Genomic DNA, 16977 nt, shown 5'->3' with positions numbered 1-16977 from the left:
ACCACGCCGAACATGATCCACAGCACGAACTGCATCATCCAGTCGATGGCCTTCTGGATCGGGCTCGCCGCCGGCTGGAACCACCACTCCCACGGGCGCGGCGCATGGATCGGAAACCCGGCGGCATTTTTTACGAATTCCGCCGCAGCGGCGTCCCGGAAGGACAGCATCAAAGCAATCGAGATAAATCCGCCTATCCAACCTATCATGCGCTTCGTCACTGTACTCATCGCTATGATCCGGGTCCCTACCATCGGGGATCCTCGATGGATTGTGTGAAGAGCTATACGGCCCCACAAAAATTAGGCATATGTGGGGCCGGTTTGGCGTCATGTCGGCGCGATCACTGCCGATGCGGTAGTCTGGGTTGGGCGACCATGCGAAGATAGGGCCGCAGGGTTCTCCAGCCCTCCGGGAAGCGGGTCTTTGCGTCATCGTCGGAGAGGCTTGGGAGGATGATGACCTCATCGCCATCATTCCAGTTCACCGGCGTCGCCACCTTGTGCGCATCGGTGAGTTGCAGGCTGTCGATGACCCGGATGATTTCGTCGAAGTTTCGGCCGGTGCTGGGCGGATAGGTGATGATGAGCCGAACCTTTTTGTTGGGATCGATGATGAACACGCTGCGCACCGTGACCGTGGGGTCGGCTTCCGGGTGGATCATGCCGTAGAGATGGGAGACCTTGCGATCGGCATCGGCCAGAAGCGGAAAATTGAGTGATTGACCTTGGGTTTCCTTGATGTCGTCTTCCCAGCCCTTATGGCTGTCGGCAGGATCGACCGAAAGCCCGATCGGCTTGGCGTGTCGTTTGTCCCATTCGGGCTTCAACCGCGCGACTTCGGCAAGTTCGGTGGTGCAGACCGGTGTATAATCCTTCGGGTGGCTGAACAGCACACCCCAGGAGTCGCCGAGCCATTGGTGGAATTTGATCGTGCCGTGCGTGCTGACCTGCTCGAAGTCGGGTGCGATCTGACCAAGTTGGATACTCATGCGCGTATTCCTTTCATTTTGATTTGACTGAATGAAGCTGATTTCAAGTGACATTCTGACTTTGACGGTGGGCGATCGACGGGACAGCGGACGACGGCATCGAGTCACCCCGGCGGACTGTGCCATCACCATTCTGGATCGCTGCGTCGATGGCTGGTGCGGCGTTCGATTTCGATTTGTTCATGCCCATCATGCAGAGCCCGAGGCCGCACATGACAAGACAGGGCAGCAGCGACAGGATGATCGGCGCCAAACCGGCGGCAACCAGCCAGCCCCAGCCGCCAACGGCAAGACCACCGCCGGCGATGACAACAAGGCCGACGACGATCGCAATCCGTCCGGTCAAGAAGCGCCGCCAGCCGGATCGGCGCGTAGTGCCGGTGTTATCGCAACATGCATTCATGGTTGAAAACTCCTTGGTTCAGGTGGGTGATTTCGACGAGATCACATGGGTCAGGAATCTGACCATGCGCGGGCTGTCCCAGACGGCGGTGCCGGACTTGAGTCCGATCGCCTTGCCATCCGGGTCGATCAGAAACGCCACAGGAATTGTCTGAAGATTGAGTATCTGCATCGCGCTGCCGCTCGGATCGAGAAAGATGCCAAGATGCTGGATCTTGAATCGGGTGTAGAATTCCTTGACGGGCACCAGGCCACCGGAATCGATCGACACAGGAACGACCTGAAAGTGCGGACCGCCGAGTTTGGCCTGCAGCCGATCCAGCGTGGCCATCTCCTTTTGGCAGGGGACATACCAGGTCGCCCAGATGCTGAGCAGCACGAACTTGCCGTGAAAGGATGCCAGCGAGATGTGCTGACCGGCTTCATCCAGGAACCTGAGTGCCGGAAATGTTTTTGGTGCAAAAAGCTGGAGTGGCGGATGTGCGGGGACCGCGGCGGATGCCGAGCCGGACGCTACGATCGCGCTGCCGGCCACCAGGAAGGGCAGTCCGAGCAACTCACGCCGCGAGGCGGGCAATCGAGACCAAATCCCGTCTTCTGGCCGACACGCAGTCCTGGTGTTCCGTCTTTGGTTATTCATGGGAATGCCCGGCTATCTGATGGGCCATGAATTTGACCACGTTCGGGCTATCCCAGACCACAGCGCCGGTCTCCCGCCCGATCTGCCTGCCGTTCGGGTCGATCAGGAAACTGGTCGGAACGCCTTCCAGGTTGAGCACCTGCATCGCGTTGCCGCTTGGATCGAGAAAGATACCGAGATGCTTGATCTTGATCTCGGCATAGAATTTCCTGACCGCTTCCAGTCCACCGGAATCGATCGAGACCGGCACCACTTCGAAATGCGGGCCGCCAAGCTTCGCTTGCAACCGATCCAAGGTGGGCATTTCCTTGCGGCAGGGGATGCACCAAGTCGCCCAGATGTTGAGGAGTAAAAGTTTGCCGTGGAAATCGGCGAGCGTGAGGGGATGACCGGATGCGTCGGAGAATTTAAATGTCGGCAACGGCTTTGGTGTGGTGATATAGAGCGGTGGGGCGTTCGGGATGGCGGCTGCGCCGGATCGCGGCAGGCCAAGCGCCGCGCCGGAAGCTGCGAGGGTAAGAAAACCACGCCGTGAGGATGGCGACAGGGTCATTGGGCGATCGCCTTTTTCATGACGTGGACGAGTTGCGGTACCGTGATGGACACCGGGAACAGATTCTCGAACTTTCCGTTCGGCGCCATCAAATAAATGAAGGTTGAATGACTGATCAGGCTCTGGCCGGAGGCTTCGTGATCGGTCGTGTTGAAATAGGCGTCGTATTCGCGGGCGACCTTGGCGATCTCCGGTACCGGCCCGGTGAGACCGATGATCTTGTTGCTGAACTTGGGCAGATATGTCCTAAGCACCGCCGGCGTATCATGGGTGGGATCGACGGTGATAAAGACGGGAGCAACATGTTTGGCGAGCTTCCCCAGCGCGTTCATCATGATCGCCATTTTTTCGAGTGTCAGAGGGCAGTCGTCCGGGCAGCGCGAGTAACCAAAATAGACCAGCATCCAGCGCCCGCGAAAACTTGCCGGTGTCATCGCCTGGCCGAACTGGTTGGTCAGGGCGAACGGGCCGCCGATCGGCGCACCGGGAGGGATCGCCGAGTCGGTGGTGGTTGCCAGCCGGCCATGCGGCCTGCTCCAGCCGAGCAGATGCGCCAGAGTCTCGAGCGTATTGTGTTCCGTCACCCCGATAATGCCGGGATCGATGGCGATGGCGGTCAGTGCCGCACCGAGGCCAATCGCCCCGCCGATCGCGATCCGCCGCCCGATCCGGTGACCACGCCGGGGCTGATAATCTGAATATTCGCTCCGGTCGGTCATACGGGATGGGCCTTGCCTTCATAGAGATAATTATGCGTCCGCGGACCCGGCATCCGGTCATGCGACAGGCGCTCCATGTGAAACCCGGCCTCCATAATCAACGCGTCGATCTTGCGGTTGATATGGCAGCCGCCGGCGATCAGTCCCCAGGGGCGATCGAGCCGATCCTGCCAGCGCGCAATGCCGGGTTCCGGCGCGCGGCCATGCTCGATGAACAGAAGCGTGCCGCCAGGCTTGAGCACCCGCCGCGCCTCGCGCAGCGCCTGCACCGCGTTCGGGATGGTGCAGAGCGTCCAGGTGGTGACGACACTATCAATGCTTGCAGTGTCGATCGGCAAAGTCTCCGCCGAAGCCTCGATCAGTTCGACTGGCACGATGGCGCTCGTGACACGATCCTGCGCCATGCCCAACAAGGCGGACGAAGGATCGACGCCGGTGACCGATGTCACGCCGGCACCATAGAGCGGCAGATTGAGGCCGGAGCCGACGCCGAATTCCAACACACGCCCCTGTGCCACGCCGATGACGCGCGTGCGGAACGGTACCAGCGCCTCCTGACGCATCACAAAATTCAGAACATAGGGAAGAATCCTTCGGTCGTAGAAATTCATCGTGCGGCCTCCGTACGGGGTGGTGGTCCGGCCGCGCGCCGGAAAGCCTGCATGACGACGCCCGGTGTCAGCAGAGACGGCAGCATGATGCCGGATGGTGCGCCGGGGCCGTAGACCACGTCGAGCGGCACTCCATACCGTCCGAAGCTGCGCAAATAGGCGGTGATCGGCGCACTGGGGCGGGTCCAGTCGGCGCGCATCGCGACCACGCCGGGCGCGCGCAATTGTCGCGCCACCGGGTTACGGTCCAACACCGTGAGCGCATTGACCTTGCAGATCAGGCACCATGCGGCGGTGACATCAACGAAGACAATCTTGTTTTCGCCAATCAACGTGACGATGCGGGCCTGGTCGAATGTCTGCCAGATCGTGTTGTCGGCGCGTTGTTTGGTGGGTGCCAAGCTGGCCGGGGTGATCGATGGTTCGATAATGGCAAGGGCGACGGCAGCAATCACCGCGAAGGCTCCGATGCGGCGCAATCGGCCCTGGCTATTCCCGAGACGATGACGCCAGAACAGCAGCGCAAGCATGACGAGAATTGTAGCGCCGATGACCAGTGCGGCCATGGGCGAGACGACCGCTTCGATGATCCAGACCAGCCAGATCGCCGTGCCCAGCAGGGCAAAACCGAGAAGAACGCGGAGCACAACCATCCAGCGCCCGGGCTTTGGCATCCAGCGCACCAGGCCGGGGAAAGCCGCGACCAGCAGGTAGGGCAGCGCCATGCCGATCCCGAGGGCTGCGAAAATGCCCAGAATGACCAGTGGCGCGCGAGCGAGCGCGAAACCGACCGCGACGCCGATAAAAGGTGCGGTGCAGGATGTGGCAAGAAGCGTCGCAAAGACGCCGGTCAGAAACGCTGCGGTTCTGGCACTGGCTTCGCTGCCCATGGTCGCGGTTCGTGCCGCAAGCCCGGGGAGCGGGATCGGCAGCCACTCCCACAGGCTTGCGGCGAACAGCGTGGTGATCGCCGCCATCGCGCCGAGAAACCAGGGTTGCTGGAACTGGATGCCCCAGCCGATTGTGGCACCCACCGCCTTCAACACGATGATAATGAAGGCGAGAGCCGCGTAGGAAACAATGATCCCCAGCGCGGTTGCCAGTAGCGTGATCCGTAAATCCCGCCGCGCGCCGCCCGATGCTCCGGCGAAGCTCATGAGTTTGAGCGACAGGACCGGGAGCGTGCAAGGCATCACGTTCAGGATCAGACCGCCGAGCAGCGCGATCGCGAGGATCAGCATGATGCTCACACCGGTGCCATGTGCGGGCACGGGGCCGAACACCGGGGTCGCCGAAAACGCCGCCGCACCCAATCCGTTTTCCAGCGTGAATCGCAGTTTTCTTCCGGCGATGGCGGCCGCTTTTTCGCCCTTGAGGGTCACACTCAGCACGCCGCGCCGATGTCCGGTATCGAGCCAGATTTTTGGGGCACCCGGCGTTGCGGTCGAAAAATGGTTCTGGATGAACAGATCGGGGCGCGACAGGCGGGCGCCATGCGCATCGACAACAAGGGACAATATCGTCGTATTCTTGTGTCCAGGCGATTTGGACACCACCACTTGCAACAGGCTCAGCCCTGCTTGAGCCAGCGTGCCTGGCACGCGTGTCCAGGCCTTGGCGATCAGGGGCGCTTGCGGTCCGGGGCTCGCGAGGCCCGCAGGCAGGGGAAGCACAAGCTTGGCGGTGTAGGGGATGCAGATCGTCTTGCACGCCGAATAATGCACGAGCGCGTGCAGAACCATCGGCGCGCCGGGGTGTTTCGGCACGATCGATAGCGGCAGGACAACGCCGTGCTCGTAGCCCTGGGTAACCAGGCCATAGAGCAGATAGCGGTGCGGTGCAGGCCAGTACATTTTGGTCGATTTGACGTTGGTCGATCCCGCCCAGTCGATCGAGGGCGGAATGCCCGCGGCACCCGGATTGCGCCAATAGGCGTGCCAGCCACGCTCGAGCCTGATCTGCAAACCTGCGTCGATCTGCGGTGCGTTGCCCACAGCCTCGGTCGCGGTGATCAACCGCGCCGCCGCGTGCCGGTTGCCGACCCATTGGGTGCTTGCGGCTAAAGCAGATGTTATCGAAAACACCCCCAGCATGAATGTCAGGATGAGTATCAGAATGGCGGCAAGACGCGGCTGCGACCGGATGATCATCGGCAGGTCTCGACGGACAATGCGCAAGGGCGGCGATACGCGAACCAAAGCGCCACTCCCGGCACGACGACCCATTGCAGGAAAGGCGATAGACCGGTGCCGAGCACCGGCAGAACCGGCATCGCCGGGCTATAGGCCCACGCGCCGCGCACCACGACGTTGAGCCACTCGCTGAACATTGTATAGGCGACACCGCTCGTGAGCGTGACGAGAACGGCACGCCCGCCATTTGCAAACGGCCATTGCCGCCCGGCCGCAATGATCCCGAACAGCATCGTGACGGAGCCGATCAGCAGATCGCCGATCCAGCAATGCAGCACGGCAAAAGCAAGATAGGCGAAGCGTGCCGTCCGCCAGATCGTGTAAAACGGCAGTTGCATCGTTTCCCAGACAAGATTGCCGATCGCCATGGTGACGAAATACCGGCGCAGCACGGTGCGGCCAGCCACGGTGGTCAACTGCGTTGGCAGCCCTAACATCGCGAGACGGCAATTGATGCGCATGTCGTTTGTCCAGAAGGTAGACGGCCCGGTGGCGCGGAGAGCAGCGCGTCCCCGGGCGCCGATCCGTTACGACTTTTTCGGGGCGGCTTTGCCCATCATGGTGCCATGATGAGCGCCCATCGTGCCATGACCCATGTTGTCGGCCATCTTGTTCATCACGCGGGTGCAGGCGTTCATCATCGCCATCATGCCCATCATGCCAGCCATACCACCGCCCGCCATGCCGGCACCGGTCTTGCCCTTACCGGTCATCTTGCCCCCCGACATCATGCCGCCGCTGTTCGTGGTTTTGGCCTGTGGCGCGGGTGTGGTCGCGGCAGTGGCGATCATCGGCGCGGCGAAGACCGCGACGGACATTGTGGCCGCGATGAGTGAAGTCCTGAATTTCAGCATTTGTGAGTTCTTTCTGTGATTGCCGAGCACAATGCTCAGTTGACGGTTGCGAACACGACCGGTTTCGGCGTGCCGACCAGATAGACCGCGATCGGCTCGGCTTTCATGCCTGCCATCGCCGGCATTCCCGGCAGACCGACCGGCATTCCCGGAATCGCCAGCCCTTTGGCCGAGGACGGTTCGGCCAGGAATTTCTTGATGAGCGGGGCCGGAATGTGGCCTTCGAAGACATGGCCGGCGAGCTTGGTCAAATGACAACCGACCAGCGACTTAGGAACGCCGGCTGCCAAAGTGACCTGCTCGAGATTGGGTGTTGGAATCACCGTCACCTTGAAGCCGTTCTTGTCGAGATATTTGGCATAGGCTTCGCAGCACGAGCAGGACGGATCCTTGTAGAGCGTTGCCTTGATCGGCGCGGCGGCAAGCGCCGAGACCGGCGCCAAGGCGGCCAAGGCTACGGTGGCATTGAGCAGGGTGCGTCGGTTCATCGGTTTGACTTTCATCTTTGGTTTGAGGGTCATGCCACGCGGATCACCGTCATCAGCCCGTTCACCTGGTGCTCGATGACGTGACAATGGAACATCCAGTCGCCCGGATTGGTGGCGGCGAAGGCGATTTCGACCGTATCCTTCGGGCGCAGGATCACGGTGTCGCGCAGGTGCGGATAAGGCTCTTTCACACCGTTGCGCGACAGCACCGTGTAGCTGTAGCCGTGCAGATGCATCGGGTGCCAGAACGCGGTGTGGTTCTCCAGCGTCAGCAGCGCGGTGCGGCCAAGCGGAATCGTGAAGATCGGCGCCATGCCGTCACTCGTCCGGCTGCCATCCTTGATACCCCAGATGGGAGCGGGCTTGCCGTCGGCTGTCATGCCCATGCCGCCCATCATGCCACCGACGATATCCAGATGGTGGCGGATCGGGTTGCTGAGATCGGGCTTGGGCACTGGATTTGGCGGCAGGATGATCGGCTGTGCCGGCAAGGAGCGCCGGCGCGGTTGCTGCTTCGTGTAAGCCAGCGTCACCAGCCGATAGGTCGCATGCCGGCCGTAGAAATCGTCGATGACGGGATAATCGCGGCCGGGCTGGCCGGTCGTGTCGAGTTGCAGATCGACCCGCTGGGCCGGTGCAATGATGACCTGTCCGTTGGCGGGCTGGAAAGGATGACAAGGCTGACCGTCGAGCGCGATCACCGTGACCCGATGCCCCGTGAACCGCAGTGCCATGAACCGGGCGAGGCAGGCATTGACCATTCGGATGCGGAGCCGTTCCCCGGCACGCAGCTTGATCGGTCCGGGGACGACACCGTTGATGGTCACTACGCTGCCGATCCGCCCACTCATCGCCGCTTCCATCGGCGTGTCGAAACCCGGCACGAACTGATCGTTCGGCTCGAACGCCCAGTCCTGGAGCACCCAGAGCAATTCGCGGTCGAACGGTGGCGGTTCCGGCTCTTTGACGATCAAGGCCCCGGCCATGCCGCGACCCATCTGGTGCGCCGTATGTTCGTGCGGGTGATACCAGAAGGTGCCGGCATCGGGTGGGGTAAACGCGTAGTGGAAATCGGCACCCGGCCGGATTGGCTTCTGGGTCAGGAACGGCACGCCGTCCATATCGTTCGGCAGCCGGATGCCGTGCCAGTGCACCGTGGTGCCCTGGTCGAGGCCGTTGGTCACTGTGGATTGGAATGGGACGGCCTGGTGCATGGTCACCACCGGGCCGGACACCGTTCCGTTATAGGCGAGAACATCGGTTTTGGGGCGGTTTGCACCCAGGATCGCGGCCTTGGCAGGAGCTGGCCGCAGATCGGCGGTGATGGCACGGCTGGTTGCCGCGTCGGCAGGCGCCGCCCAGGGTAGCACGGCAGCCGAGGCGGCAGCGCCGCCCAGCTTCAGCAGAGTCCGTCGTCGCACGACGGACGGATATTCGATCGTCATAAAATCTGATCCCACGCAGACCGTGGATCGGGCATTTGGCAGGCCGGATCACGGTCAGGTTGGGCGCGTCAGCGCCCGAACAAAGCGGCTACGCAAACCACCGGAGATTTGCGCACACAACCAATGCTAGCCGCCGGTCCGGGAAAACCGGAAGGCGGTCAGCTCAGCGCGAGGGATCGAGGTGGCGGCGCGTCCGGTATGGGACGCAGACCGAGATGGGATGACGCGGCTAGCGGGTGATACGTCGTCAACACAGTGTCGATGAGCGCGACAGCGCTTGCCCCGCTTATCGGTAATGCCACCGCACTGGTGCAGGTCGGGGCGATGCAGCGCGCGCCCATGGGACGATGGTGCGCCTGGCCCGGACTGTGATGACCCGAGCAATCATGACCAATGCAGACAGGTGCCGTCGCGACCGCCTGTGTCATCGGCATCGCGCGCGCGAACGCCGGCACGCTCGTGGCGAGCACGAGAGCAAGGGCGATCAGGAAGTGTGTCATGGTTCGGAACACGGATTATGCATATGTCTCGCGCGACAGTCTGGCAAGGGGGAGAACTTGGCGGCGTGACCTGCAGGTAGAACCACGACACCTCACGATCACAGGAAATCGGTGAAATTTGCGTGTTCGACCATCAAGGTGCCGGCAAGTAGGATCACGCCGAGCATCAGGATCAGCGGTGTAACGGCATAGGTCATGACCGAAAACTGGAAATGGCCGCGCGCGGCGAGCCGTCGCATCTCGCGTCCCCAAGAAACCGCCCCAAAGGCCAGCAGAATTATCGATCCCCACAACCACCAACGCTCATAGGGACCGACGAGCAATTGCAGGTGCAGCGTCCACGCGCCGGCCAGGCCGGTGCCGGCCAGCATGATCGGCAGCGCGCAGCACGCCGCACAGCCGAACGATGAGACCAGACCCGTGAGGCTCAGCGTCGGGGACCATCGGCGCGTCATTCGGGAAACCCGTAATTGCAATAGAGAATGTACCTCGGTTTGGTTTGAGTCGGATGACCGTTGGGTGCCATTTCACGGATTATACCAGATCGAGAGAAATGTTTCAGATTTTGGTGGCTGTCGGGATTTGTACTTGCGATGTGGCGATCGACGCCTTCGCTTCCGCCGGATCGGGAAGGCCGGCGCGCGCGGCAATAATTAAAATCGCGACACTGAACAGCACCAGCACCACCGACAGGGCAGCATCCGACAGCGCGCCGGTTCCTGCGGTTAGGTTCTTCGGCCCCAAATTAGCCAGCGCCCATAGCCCCGCGAAATATGGCGCGATCCACCACGCGCCCGCGATTTCCAGATGCCCGAACCCGCCATACATCACGCGCTGTGTAATCGCGTAAAGCGCCGCGACGATCAGCACGTACAGCATGATCACGTTGGCAGTGTGCGCGCCGGTCCACACGATGATGAAATTGGCCACGATGAACGCTAATCCCGCGACCGGTATTGCGAGCGGCAGTTGGAACGGGCGCGGATAGCGCGCGACCGGCATGGTGCGGCGCAGCGTGATCAACGAAACCGAGGCCATGCCGTAGGACAGCAGGGCTGCCGCCGATACCACCTTGATGATCGCCCGCCAGGACGGCAAAGGCAGCAGAAAAATCACCCCGATCACAAAAGCGGCAAGCACACCGACGATCGGCACACCGGCGCCCGAAAGCCGGGCGAATGGTCCGCGAACCAGGCCCTCGCGGCCGGCGGCGTAGAACAGGCGCGGTGTCGAGGTATAAGCGATGATGCCGGTGCCGGCCGGTGACACGGCGGAGTCGATATACAGCAGAACTGCCAGCCAGCTCATGCCCATCAAGGTCGCGAGGCCCGCGAACGGGCCGGACAGGCCGGTGAAATGCAGTTTGCCCCAGCCCTGCGCCAGCGCGTGCGGCGACAAGGCGCCGATGAAGACGGTCTGCAACGCCGCGTAGAGCAGACAGCCGATCACCACCGAGCCGATGATCGCGATCGGCAGATCGCGCTTCGGATGGCGGGATTCGCCCGCGAGCTCGACCGCCTGACGAAACCCAGTATAGGCGTAGATCACGCCAGAGGTGGCGACGGCCGAAAAAATGCCCGCGACCCCGTGCGGGGCAAAACCGTGCGCGGTGAAATTTCTGGGGTGAAAGCGTGCGAGCAGAAGGGCGATGGCGGTCAGCGCCGGAATTGCCAGTTTCCAAATCGTGACGATCCCGTTGATCCGCAGAACCAGCCTTATCGCCAGCGTGTTGATCAGGGCGAACATCGCCAGCAGAGCGACCGCGGCCAGAAAACCCGACTGGCTCAGCACGCCGCCCGGCGACACCAAGCCGTGATAATAATTGTTCGCATAGGTGACCACGGCCGTGGCTTCGGCCGGCGCCGAGGTCAGGTAGCCCAACAGCACCACCCAACTCATCACGGTGGCGAGCAGCTTGCCGTGACTGAGCTTGGGCAGCGCGATCACCGCGCCCGCACGCGGAAATGCGGTGGTGAGTTCGGCATAAACGAACGCGAGCAGCAGGATGGCGAACCCGCCGATCGCCCAGGCGATCAGCGATGCCGGCCCGGCCGATTTCGCGGCATTCAACGGGCCGAACAACCAGCCTGAGCCCACGATGCCGCCCAGACTGGCGAGGATCAGACCAAGGACACCCGCGTCACGCTTAAGACCACCACTCATGCAGCCGCGTGGGCCATGGTCTTCGTTGCTATGTCAAGGTCGAGCATCAGTTCCGATAATCTGATCCGCCACTCCGACGGCGGACCCAGGGAGGTGGACGAGGTGGCGCATGTATCGATGATGCATAAACCGGTGCCTGCCAGCAAGGGCGGCAACACGCTGCACGCCCGTGCGGCTCAGCATCGGAGCCCATCGGCGGTTCATTTTACTGGCCTGCACTCGCAATAGAGAACGCGCCTCGCGTTGCCCTGAAGCCCCCAGGCCATCAGCACGATGGCTGCTGCATAAAATTCGAGCTCATGCGTGGCAATGAAGCCTTGCAACGGCGTGGCGGCAGCGCCGACCGCCGGCAGGCTTGCCGCGATCGCGGCGATCGTGATCGGCAGAATCGGCGAGCAGCACAGCAACGGCGCAATCAGGGCGACGATCGAGCCCGACGCACTGCCGACGACACCGCCGCCTGAGCCCATGCGCCAGCCATAGACGCCGAGCGGTAGGGTCAGCGCCAGCAGGCCAGCCATCACGATCGCCAGGAACACGTCCTGGACGGTCAGAAACGGCAGCGCAACCAGACCGACGGCGCCCCCGGTTTCGCTTGCCGGCAGCAGCATGAGGTAGAAAGTGAGCAGGACGATAAAACTGATCGCCGCCCACATGCGATAGCCGGGGTGCCCAAACACCAGCCGCAACGCCCGGGGTATGACCATCGATCGGGCGCGGATAACCGCAGTCGCACTCATTTTGAATCCGACGCAATGAAATGCTTGATCTTTCCGAATGTCACCGAAGGTGCCGAGGACGTGGCGACGATCTGGTTCTGGGCGTCGATCAGCTGATAGATGTCCACGTAATGGTGTGGATCATACGCGGCTGCCAGTTCTTTTGTCGCATCGCCGAACACGAAATGCGGGTCTTTGAGCAACGTGGGCGCGACCTGTGCGGCAAATTTTTCGATCGTGATCCCCGGATAACCGCCGTTCTTGTAGTCGCGCAGCACAATGATCTTCAGGTTCGACCGGTCGATCAGTGCTTGATGATGCGCGAATGCTTTCAGACCTGCTTTGCAACTGCCGCACCAGGTCGCGACTTCCCAAATGATCAGCTTCTGACCGTGATAGGTCGCCAGTCTCACCAGATGCCCCCCCGACCGGAACGACGCGTCCGGAGCTGTCTTGGCCGATGTGACCGGCGGATTCTCAGGTGCCATCATCGGGGAAGGCGTCGCATGTGCGTAGGCCGGAACCAGAGCGGCGGCGGCAAACGCCAGGACAAAAATTGTAGATTTCGGGGTGAGATGACGTAAGCGTTTCATGGCGTTGGTTGCCTTCGGGTTGATGGTGGTCATCCGGCGCAGCAGGAGAGTTTGGCGACATCCTTCTGGAATCCCAGCGACGCGAGCTTCAGCCCCTCGACCGTGGTCAGATACGGGAACAATGTATCCGCCAGATCGGTGACCGTGAGGTCATGCTTGATCGCGAGCACGGCGGTCTGGATGCTGTCGGCGCTCTCGGGTGCCAGAATATGCGCGCCGAGCAGCCGCAGGCTGCCCGCCTCGGCGACGAGTTTGATCAGCCCACGTGTATCACGTGCCGCGAGCGCGCGTGGTACCTGGACAAGATCAAGCCTGACGGTGCGGATATCCTGGCCCTGACGGCGTGCTTCGGTCTCGGTAAGGCCGACGCTGGCAACCTGCGGATCGGTGAACACCACCTCGGGCATCGCCCGCGAGTCGTACCGGAGGATGTCACCATTCAGGGCATTCTCGGTCGCGAGCTTCGCGCCATAGGCTGCCATGTAGACATACTGGTCCCGCCCGGTAACATCGCCCGCCGCATAGATTCCGGGCCGGTTGGTGGCGAGATGCTCATCGGTCGTGATCGCGCCGTTCCGATCGAGCGCGATTCCGGCGGTGCCTAGACCCATACCGCTTGTGTTCGCGCGCCGCCCGGTGGCGATCAGAACTTGTTCAGCTTCGATGGTCTGGGCGGTTTCACCCGCCAAGAGGTCGAGTGCGACACCTGCTTCCGTCTGTCTGATTTGCCGATATGTTACGCCGCATTCGATCGTGACGCCCTCGTCACGCAAATAGCCGGCAAGTGCATCACTGATCTCCGGCTCAAATCCCGGCAACAAGCGCGAGCGGCAGACGATGGTGACGGCAACGCCAAACCGTGCGAACATCTGACCCAGTTCACAGCCGATCACCCCGCCGCCGATGATCAGGAGGGATTTGGGCAAACGGTCCAGCGCGAGCGCTGTGGTGCTGGTGAGATAGGGAACCTCGTCCATTCCGGGAATCGCGGGCACGGCGGCCGAGGCGCCGGTGGCGATCACCACACGATCGGCTGGGAAAATTGCACCGCCCGCCTCAATCCCCGCATCGGTAAACCGCGCGCGGCCCTGAACATAGCGGATGGTCTCGTATTCCGGGAGCAGCGCCTGGTATTTGGTACCGCGCAGATCGGCGACGAGCTGGTCCTTCTGTGCCATCAGGGCCGACCAATCATTGATCCGCGCAGCACCCGCGATGCCGGCGAAGCGGCTGGAAGATTTGGCATGATGCAACGCCTCGGCCGCGCGGATCAGGGTTTTCGACGGCACGCAACCGATATTCACGCAGGTGCCACCGATCGTGCCATGACCGATCAAGGCCACGTTCGCGCCGAGTTCGCTCGCCCGGATCGCGGCGGAAAACCCCGCCGATCCAGCACCGATCACCACCAGATCGGGGGTCGTGGCGCGGGAGGATGCGCAGCAATCATGTGTCGTCACAGCGTCCATGCCGTTGGTCCTTGTGGTGAGATCTGGATGGGCCTAGGCGACGATGTATGGGATCTGTAGTAGGTTCAGGTGCAAGCGAAAAAAATGCCAACGCACTCACAAAGGTGCGAGACGCGTTGGAACCGATGATCCTGATTGGCGCGCTGGCCACGCAAACGCGGTGCAATATTGAGACGATCCGGTTCTACGAGAAGATTGGCGTGTTGCCAAAACCGGCGCGCACCGAGGGCGGCCATCGAATGTATGGCCCTGCCCACGTCAAGCGCCTCAGCTTCATCCGCCGCGCGCGTGAACTCGGCTTCACGCTCGACGAGGTGCGCGCTTTGCTGCGCCTGGCAGACGAGCGCGATCGCCCCTGCGGCGAGGTAAAATTGGTCGCCGAGGCTCATCTCGCGGATGTACGGATCAAAATCACCGATCTGCGCGCCATGCAAAAGGCGCTGACCACTTTGGTCACGCAATGCGACGCCGGCGACGGAACCGATTGTGCGTTACTCGAAGCCCTATCACGTCAGCGAACCTGATGGCGTAAAGCCGGTCACGCTTTCTATGTATAGATGCAACCGAGCCCTGAAATTCATCGAATTGACTGATCTACCCGACCGCATGCTGGGCACCTTGACGATGAGCCCGATGACCCAGGCTGGGCAGCTTCGGATCGGAGAGGACCGATCGCCATCAAAGGCCCAATCCGCAGTCCCGACCGAGTTGCCAGGAAATCCCGCCCTCGGTGACGAGTCCGACAACGTCTCGGCCAAGACTACGCTCGATGACCGGCCGCCAAGGCACGAGGAGGAACTCCTTGGCGTTTTCGATCAGCGCATAGCGGCCCGAAGCAAGCTGCACCGTCTCGCGATAGGTGCCGCGGATCGTCTCGCCTCGCGTCGCCAAGCGGAACGGCTGGTCCCGCATTGTGGCAATCTCCTCGCCCAGGCGCGCCAACTCTCGGCCTTCGAGCGTTGCCAACAAATCTCGCCGGTAGAACACCCTCCCCTTCCCGTCCCAGCGCGCATCGTCGTGCGCAATGTGATGCCGGCGGCGTTGCTCCAAGGCAGCTTCGATCTCCACGCCAAAGCCGGCCATCGCGATGGGCATGCGGTCCCTGCCGATGAGTTGCCGGTCGAGCCAGGTGGCACCGTCGCTGGCGATCTGCGCCTCAAGGTCGAGCGTCGATAACACGCGCAGGCTGCCGGCTGGCGAGCGTCCGGCATCATGGAGAGTGGCACTTTGTTCGAACCCGGTTGGAATACGCCAATGATCGGCATCCACCCGCTCGACAAGCCCCGCGCGCCGCAGGGCTTCAAGCCGGCGGACATGCGCCTCAACATAGGCGTCTGGATCGACGATCCCCCGATCCGCGTGCGCCGCTGCCAGGTGATTTGCGACCCGATATATGCCGTCGTTCGCTTCCGCGAGGTGCGCGATATTTTGATCGGCCGCGCGCGGTTCGCGACCTGCGGCGCCAACCTCGAGGATGGCGCCGATCGGTATGGTCTCGATGCTCATCACTCCAGTCGGAAGCTCGATGTAATGGGCGCGGCCGTCGATACCGTCGATGACCAGATGAAGGCGGTCCCCCAATTCGTCGGCACCAATCCCACGACCGAGCAGCCGGCCGATGATCGGAGCTGCTATCGCCTCATCCTTGCCATGAATGACGATCTGTTCCGCACCGCGCTGAACCTTTTGGCTCGCCATCGCGCGGTGCACGGTTTTGATGATGTCGCCCTGCTCGCCGAGATGGCGGAGGGTCTGCTCCATCCGAGGTTTCAGCGACCAGCAACCGGTGTCGGTCTCCTGGGCGAGACCAAGCCGTTGCAGGACTTGCAGCCGTCCTATCCGGAGGTGTCGATCAGAATCGGCATGGCGGCCATTTCTGGTGGCTCGTGTGTCGACGATACCATCGACCGTTTCTCCGGCTTCCCGCAGCAGGGCACGGTCGATCCGGGTCAGTCGTTCCTGATCGATTTCGCGAGAGAGTTTCTGCTGCTGCTCAACCGTGGTTTCCGGACCAAGCTCGATGGTCGCGAGTTCCGACGCGCGTTCGCGGATGCCGTGGGCGAGATAGGCGCCGGCGATCACCAGGTTCTCGCCCAGTTCATCGACACCGCGGATTACGATGTGCGTATGTGGATGGCCAGTGTTGAAGTGATCGACGGCAACCCAGTCGAGCTGTGTCGCCAGATCCTGCTCAACCTGATGCATCAGGTCGCGCGTGAAGGATCGGAGATCCGATAGCTGCGGTCCATCCTCGGGCGCCACGATCAGCCGGAACTGGCGCGGATCTCCCTCTGCCCGATCCAGAAAAGCAGAACCATCGGCGCGATCCGATGTCGCCGAGTAGAGTTGACCCGGGGCACCATCGCGGGTCACGCCGTCGCGCTGGAGATAGCGAAGATGCACCGCGGCGGCGCGGCTGCCGGCCCGCATGGTGGTGTAGCGCGCCTTGACCACGACCCTGCGAGCGCCTGGTTTGGTGTTCGACCAACCGCGGGGTGATGCCGCCCGTCCGCGGGCGAAGGTGGCACCACGGCCACGCTTGGCGGGAAGGCTGGCAATAGGACGAGCGGCGTCCGTTGATGGGGATGCGGTTGATCGCCTGAGCGGCCCCGCACGAGAAATCACGCGTTTGATTTGA

At 62.2% G+C, this 16977-nt stretch carries 19 protein-coding genes; 1 reads left to right on the top strand and 18 read right to left on the bottom strand.

Annotated features, from left to right (window positions below; translation table 11 throughout):
- Window positions 1-343: 343 nt before the first annotated feature.
- From L2A60_RS15300 to merA, 17 genes are all read right to left on the bottom strand, one after another.
- Window positions 344-991 (bottom strand): peroxiredoxin, encoded by a 648-nt coding sequence (locus L2A60_RS15300; RefSeq protein ID WP_235705322.1) that lies wholly within the window; start codon window positions 989-991, stop codon window positions 344-346.
- 43 nt (window positions 992-1034) lie between these two features.
- Window positions 1035-1337 carry a hypothetical protein gene (locus L2A60_RS15295; RefSeq protein ID WP_231844414.1) on the bottom strand — a complete coding sequence of 101 codons (303 nt, stop codon included), beginning with the start codon at window positions 1335-1337 and terminating at the stop codon, window positions 1035-1037.
- A 75-nt stretch (window positions 1338-1412) separates the two neighbouring features.
- Entirely contained in the window at window positions 1413-1970 is a 558-nt protein-coding gene (locus L2A60_RS15290) for a TlpA family protein disulfide reductase (RefSeq protein ID WP_235705321.1), read from the bottom strand.
- A 55-nt stretch (window positions 1971-2025) separates the two neighbouring features.
- Complete coding sequence (locus L2A60_RS15285) at window positions 2026-2586, bottom strand: TlpA family protein disulfide reductase (RefSeq protein ID WP_235705320.1); 561 nt, start codon at window positions 2584-2586, stop codon at window positions 2026-2028.
- Window positions 2583-3305, bottom strand: coding sequence for an SCO family protein (locus tag L2A60_RS15280; protein ID WP_235705319.1), 723 nt, complete (start codon window positions 3303-3305; stop codon window positions 2583-2585). The genes L2A60_RS15285 and L2A60_RS15280 overlap by 4 nt, the downstream gene beginning before the upstream one ends.
- On the bottom strand, window positions 3302-3916 hold the full coding sequence (locus L2A60_RS15275) for a class I SAM-dependent methyltransferase (RefSeq protein WP_235705318.1): 615 nt from the start codon (window positions 3914-3916) through the stop codon (window positions 3302-3304). Before L2A60_RS15275 ends, L2A60_RS15280 begins: the two co-directional genes overlap by 4 nt.
- Entirely contained in the window at window positions 3913-6066 is a 2154-nt protein-coding gene (locus L2A60_RS15270; protein WP_235705317.1) for a protein-disulfide reductase DsbD family protein, read from the bottom strand. The genes L2A60_RS15275 and L2A60_RS15270 overlap by 4 nt, the downstream gene beginning before the upstream one ends.
- Window positions 6063-6569, bottom strand: coding sequence for a hypothetical protein (locus tag L2A60_RS15265; RefSeq protein WP_013640735.1), 507 nt, complete (start codon window positions 6567-6569; stop codon window positions 6063-6065). The genes L2A60_RS15270 and L2A60_RS15265 overlap by 4 nt, the downstream gene beginning before the upstream one ends.
- A gap of 66 nt (window positions 6570-6635) precedes the next feature.
- On the bottom strand, window positions 6636-6962 hold the full coding sequence (locus L2A60_RS15260) for a hypothetical protein (RefSeq protein ID WP_235705316.1): 327 nt from the start codon (window positions 6960-6962) through the stop codon (window positions 6636-6638).
- A 35-nt stretch (window positions 6963-6997) separates the two neighbouring features.
- On the bottom strand, window positions 6998-7450 hold the full coding sequence (locus L2A60_RS15255) for a DUF411 domain-containing protein (protein WP_013640737.1): 453 nt from the start codon (window positions 7448-7450) through the stop codon (window positions 6998-7000).
- Between the two features lie 29 nt (window positions 7451-7479).
- Window positions 7480-8871: a multicopper oxidase family protein gene (locus tag L2A60_RS15250; protein WP_235705315.1), complete on the bottom strand. Its 1392-nt coding sequence runs from the start codon at window positions 8869-8871 to the stop codon at window positions 7480-7482.
- Window positions 8872-9053: 182 nt separating this feature from the next.
- Window positions 9054-9395 carry a hypothetical protein gene (locus L2A60_RS15245; protein ID WP_235705314.1) on the bottom strand — a complete coding sequence of 114 codons (342 nt, stop codon included), beginning with the start codon at window positions 9393-9395 and terminating at the stop codon, window positions 9054-9056.
- Window positions 9396-9493: 98 nt separating this feature from the next.
- Window positions 9494-9850 (bottom strand): hypothetical protein, encoded by a 357-nt coding sequence (locus L2A60_RS15240; RefSeq protein ID WP_235705313.1) that lies wholly within the window; start codon window positions 9848-9850, stop codon window positions 9494-9496.
- 103 nt (window positions 9851-9953) lie between these two features.
- Complete coding sequence (locus L2A60_RS15235; RefSeq protein ID WP_235705312.1) at window positions 9954-11558, bottom strand: APC family permease; 1605 nt, start codon at window positions 11556-11558, stop codon at window positions 9954-9956.
- Window positions 11559-11758: 200 nt separating this feature from the next.
- Window positions 11759-12265, bottom strand: a complete 507-nt coding sequence (locus L2A60_RS15230) for a hypothetical protein (protein WP_235705311.1) — start codon at window positions 12263-12265, stop codon at window positions 11759-11761.
- A 29-nt stretch (window positions 12266-12294) separates the two neighbouring features.
- Entirely contained in the window at window positions 12295-12903 is a 609-nt protein-coding gene (locus L2A60_RS15225) for a TlpA family protein disulfide reductase (protein ID WP_235705310.1), read from the bottom strand.
- The gene (merA, locus tag L2A60_RS15220; protein ID WP_329603591.1) at window positions 12900-14339 is read right to left on the bottom strand and encodes a mercury(II) reductase; all 1440 of its coding nucleotides are present in this window, start codon (window positions 14337-14339) and stop codon (window positions 12900-12902) included. The genes L2A60_RS15225 and merA overlap by 4 nt, the downstream gene beginning before the upstream one ends.
- Window positions 14340-14464: 125 nt before the next feature.
- Between merA and L2A60_RS15215 the strand changes: the two genes are divergently transcribed.
- On the top strand, window positions 14465-14863 hold the full coding sequence (locus L2A60_RS15215; RefSeq protein WP_235705323.1) for a MerR family transcriptional regulator: 399 nt from the start codon (window positions 14465-14467) through the stop codon (window positions 14861-14863).
- A gap of 154 nt (window positions 14864-15017) precedes the next feature.
- On the opposite strand, the gene L2A60_RS15210 is transcribed toward L2A60_RS15215, so the two are convergent.
- Window positions 15018-16793 carry a DUF3363 domain-containing protein gene (locus tag L2A60_RS15210; RefSeq protein WP_235705309.1) on the bottom strand — a complete coding sequence of 592 codons (1776 nt, stop codon included), beginning with the start codon at window positions 16791-16793 and terminating at the stop codon, window positions 15018-15020.
- Window positions 16794-16977 lie beyond the last annotated feature (184 nt).

This window comes from Acidiphilium iwatense (assembly GCF_021556475.1).
In the GTDB taxonomy this organism is placed as follows: Bacteria; Pseudomonadota; Alphaproteobacteria; order Acetobacterales; family Acetobacteraceae; genus Acidiphilium; species Acidiphilium iwatense.
This window is presented reverse-complemented; position numbering and strand designations above follow the sequence as displayed.

Excerpts from the sequence above, each read along its gene's own strand:
- L2A60_RS15255 (WP_013640737.1), bottom strand. The coding sequence starts at position 7,450 with ATGAACCGACGCACCCTGCTCAATGCCACCGTAGCCTTGGCCGCCTTG.
- L2A60_RS15240 (WP_235705313.1), bottom strand. The coding sequence starts at position 9,850 with ATGACGCGCCGATGGTCCCCGACGCTGAGCCTCACGGGTCTGGTCTCA.
- L2A60_RS15285 (WP_235705320.1), bottom strand. The coding sequence starts at position 2,586 with ATGACCCTGTCGCCATCCTCACGGCGTGGTTTTCTTACCCTCGCAGCT.
- L2A60_RS15270 (WP_235705317.1), bottom strand. The coding sequence starts at position 6,066 with ATGATCATCCGGTCGCAGCCGCGTCTTGCCGCCATTCTGATACTCATC.
- L2A60_RS15225 (WP_235705310.1), bottom strand. The coding sequence starts at position 12,903 with ATGACCACCATCAACCCGAAGGCAACCAACGCCATGAAACGCTTACGT.
- L2A60_RS15275 (WP_235705318.1), bottom strand. The coding sequence starts at position 3,916 with ATGAATTTCTACGACCGAAGGATTCTTCCCTATGTTCTGAATTTTGTG.
- merA (WP_329603591.1), bottom strand. The coding sequence starts at position 14,339 with ATGGACGCTGTGACGACACATGATTGCTGCGCATCCTCCCGCGCCACG.
- L2A60_RS15235 (WP_235705312.1), bottom strand. The coding sequence starts at position 11,558 with ATGAGTGGTGGTCTTAAGCGTGACGCGGGTGTCCTTGGTCTGATCCTC.
- L2A60_RS15245 (WP_235705314.1), bottom strand. The coding sequence starts at position 9,395 with ATGACACACTTCCTGATCGCCCTTGCTCTCGTGCTCGCCACGAGCGTG.
- L2A60_RS15260 (WP_235705316.1), bottom strand. The coding sequence starts at position 6,962 with ATGCTGAAATTCAGGACTTCACTCATCGCGGCCACAATGTCCGTCGCG.
- L2A60_RS15280 (WP_235705319.1), bottom strand. The coding sequence starts at position 3,305 with ATGACCGACCGGAGCGAATATTCAGATTATCAGCCCCGGCGTGGTCAC.
- L2A60_RS15230 (WP_235705311.1), bottom strand. The coding sequence starts at position 12,265 with ATGGTCATACCCCGGGCGTTGCGGCTGGTGTTTGGGCACCCCGGCTAT.
- L2A60_RS15265 (WP_013640735.1), bottom strand. The coding sequence starts at position 6,569 with ATGCGCATCAATTGCCGTCTCGCGATGTTAGGGCTGCCAACGCAGTTG.
- L2A60_RS15215 (WP_235705323.1), top strand. The coding sequence starts at position 14,465 with ATGATCCTGATTGGCGCGCTGGCCACGCAAACGCGGTGCAATATTGAG.
- L2A60_RS15300 (WP_235705322.1), bottom strand. The coding sequence starts at position 991 with ATGAGTATCCAACTTGGTCAGATCGCACCCGACTTCGAGCAGGTCAGC.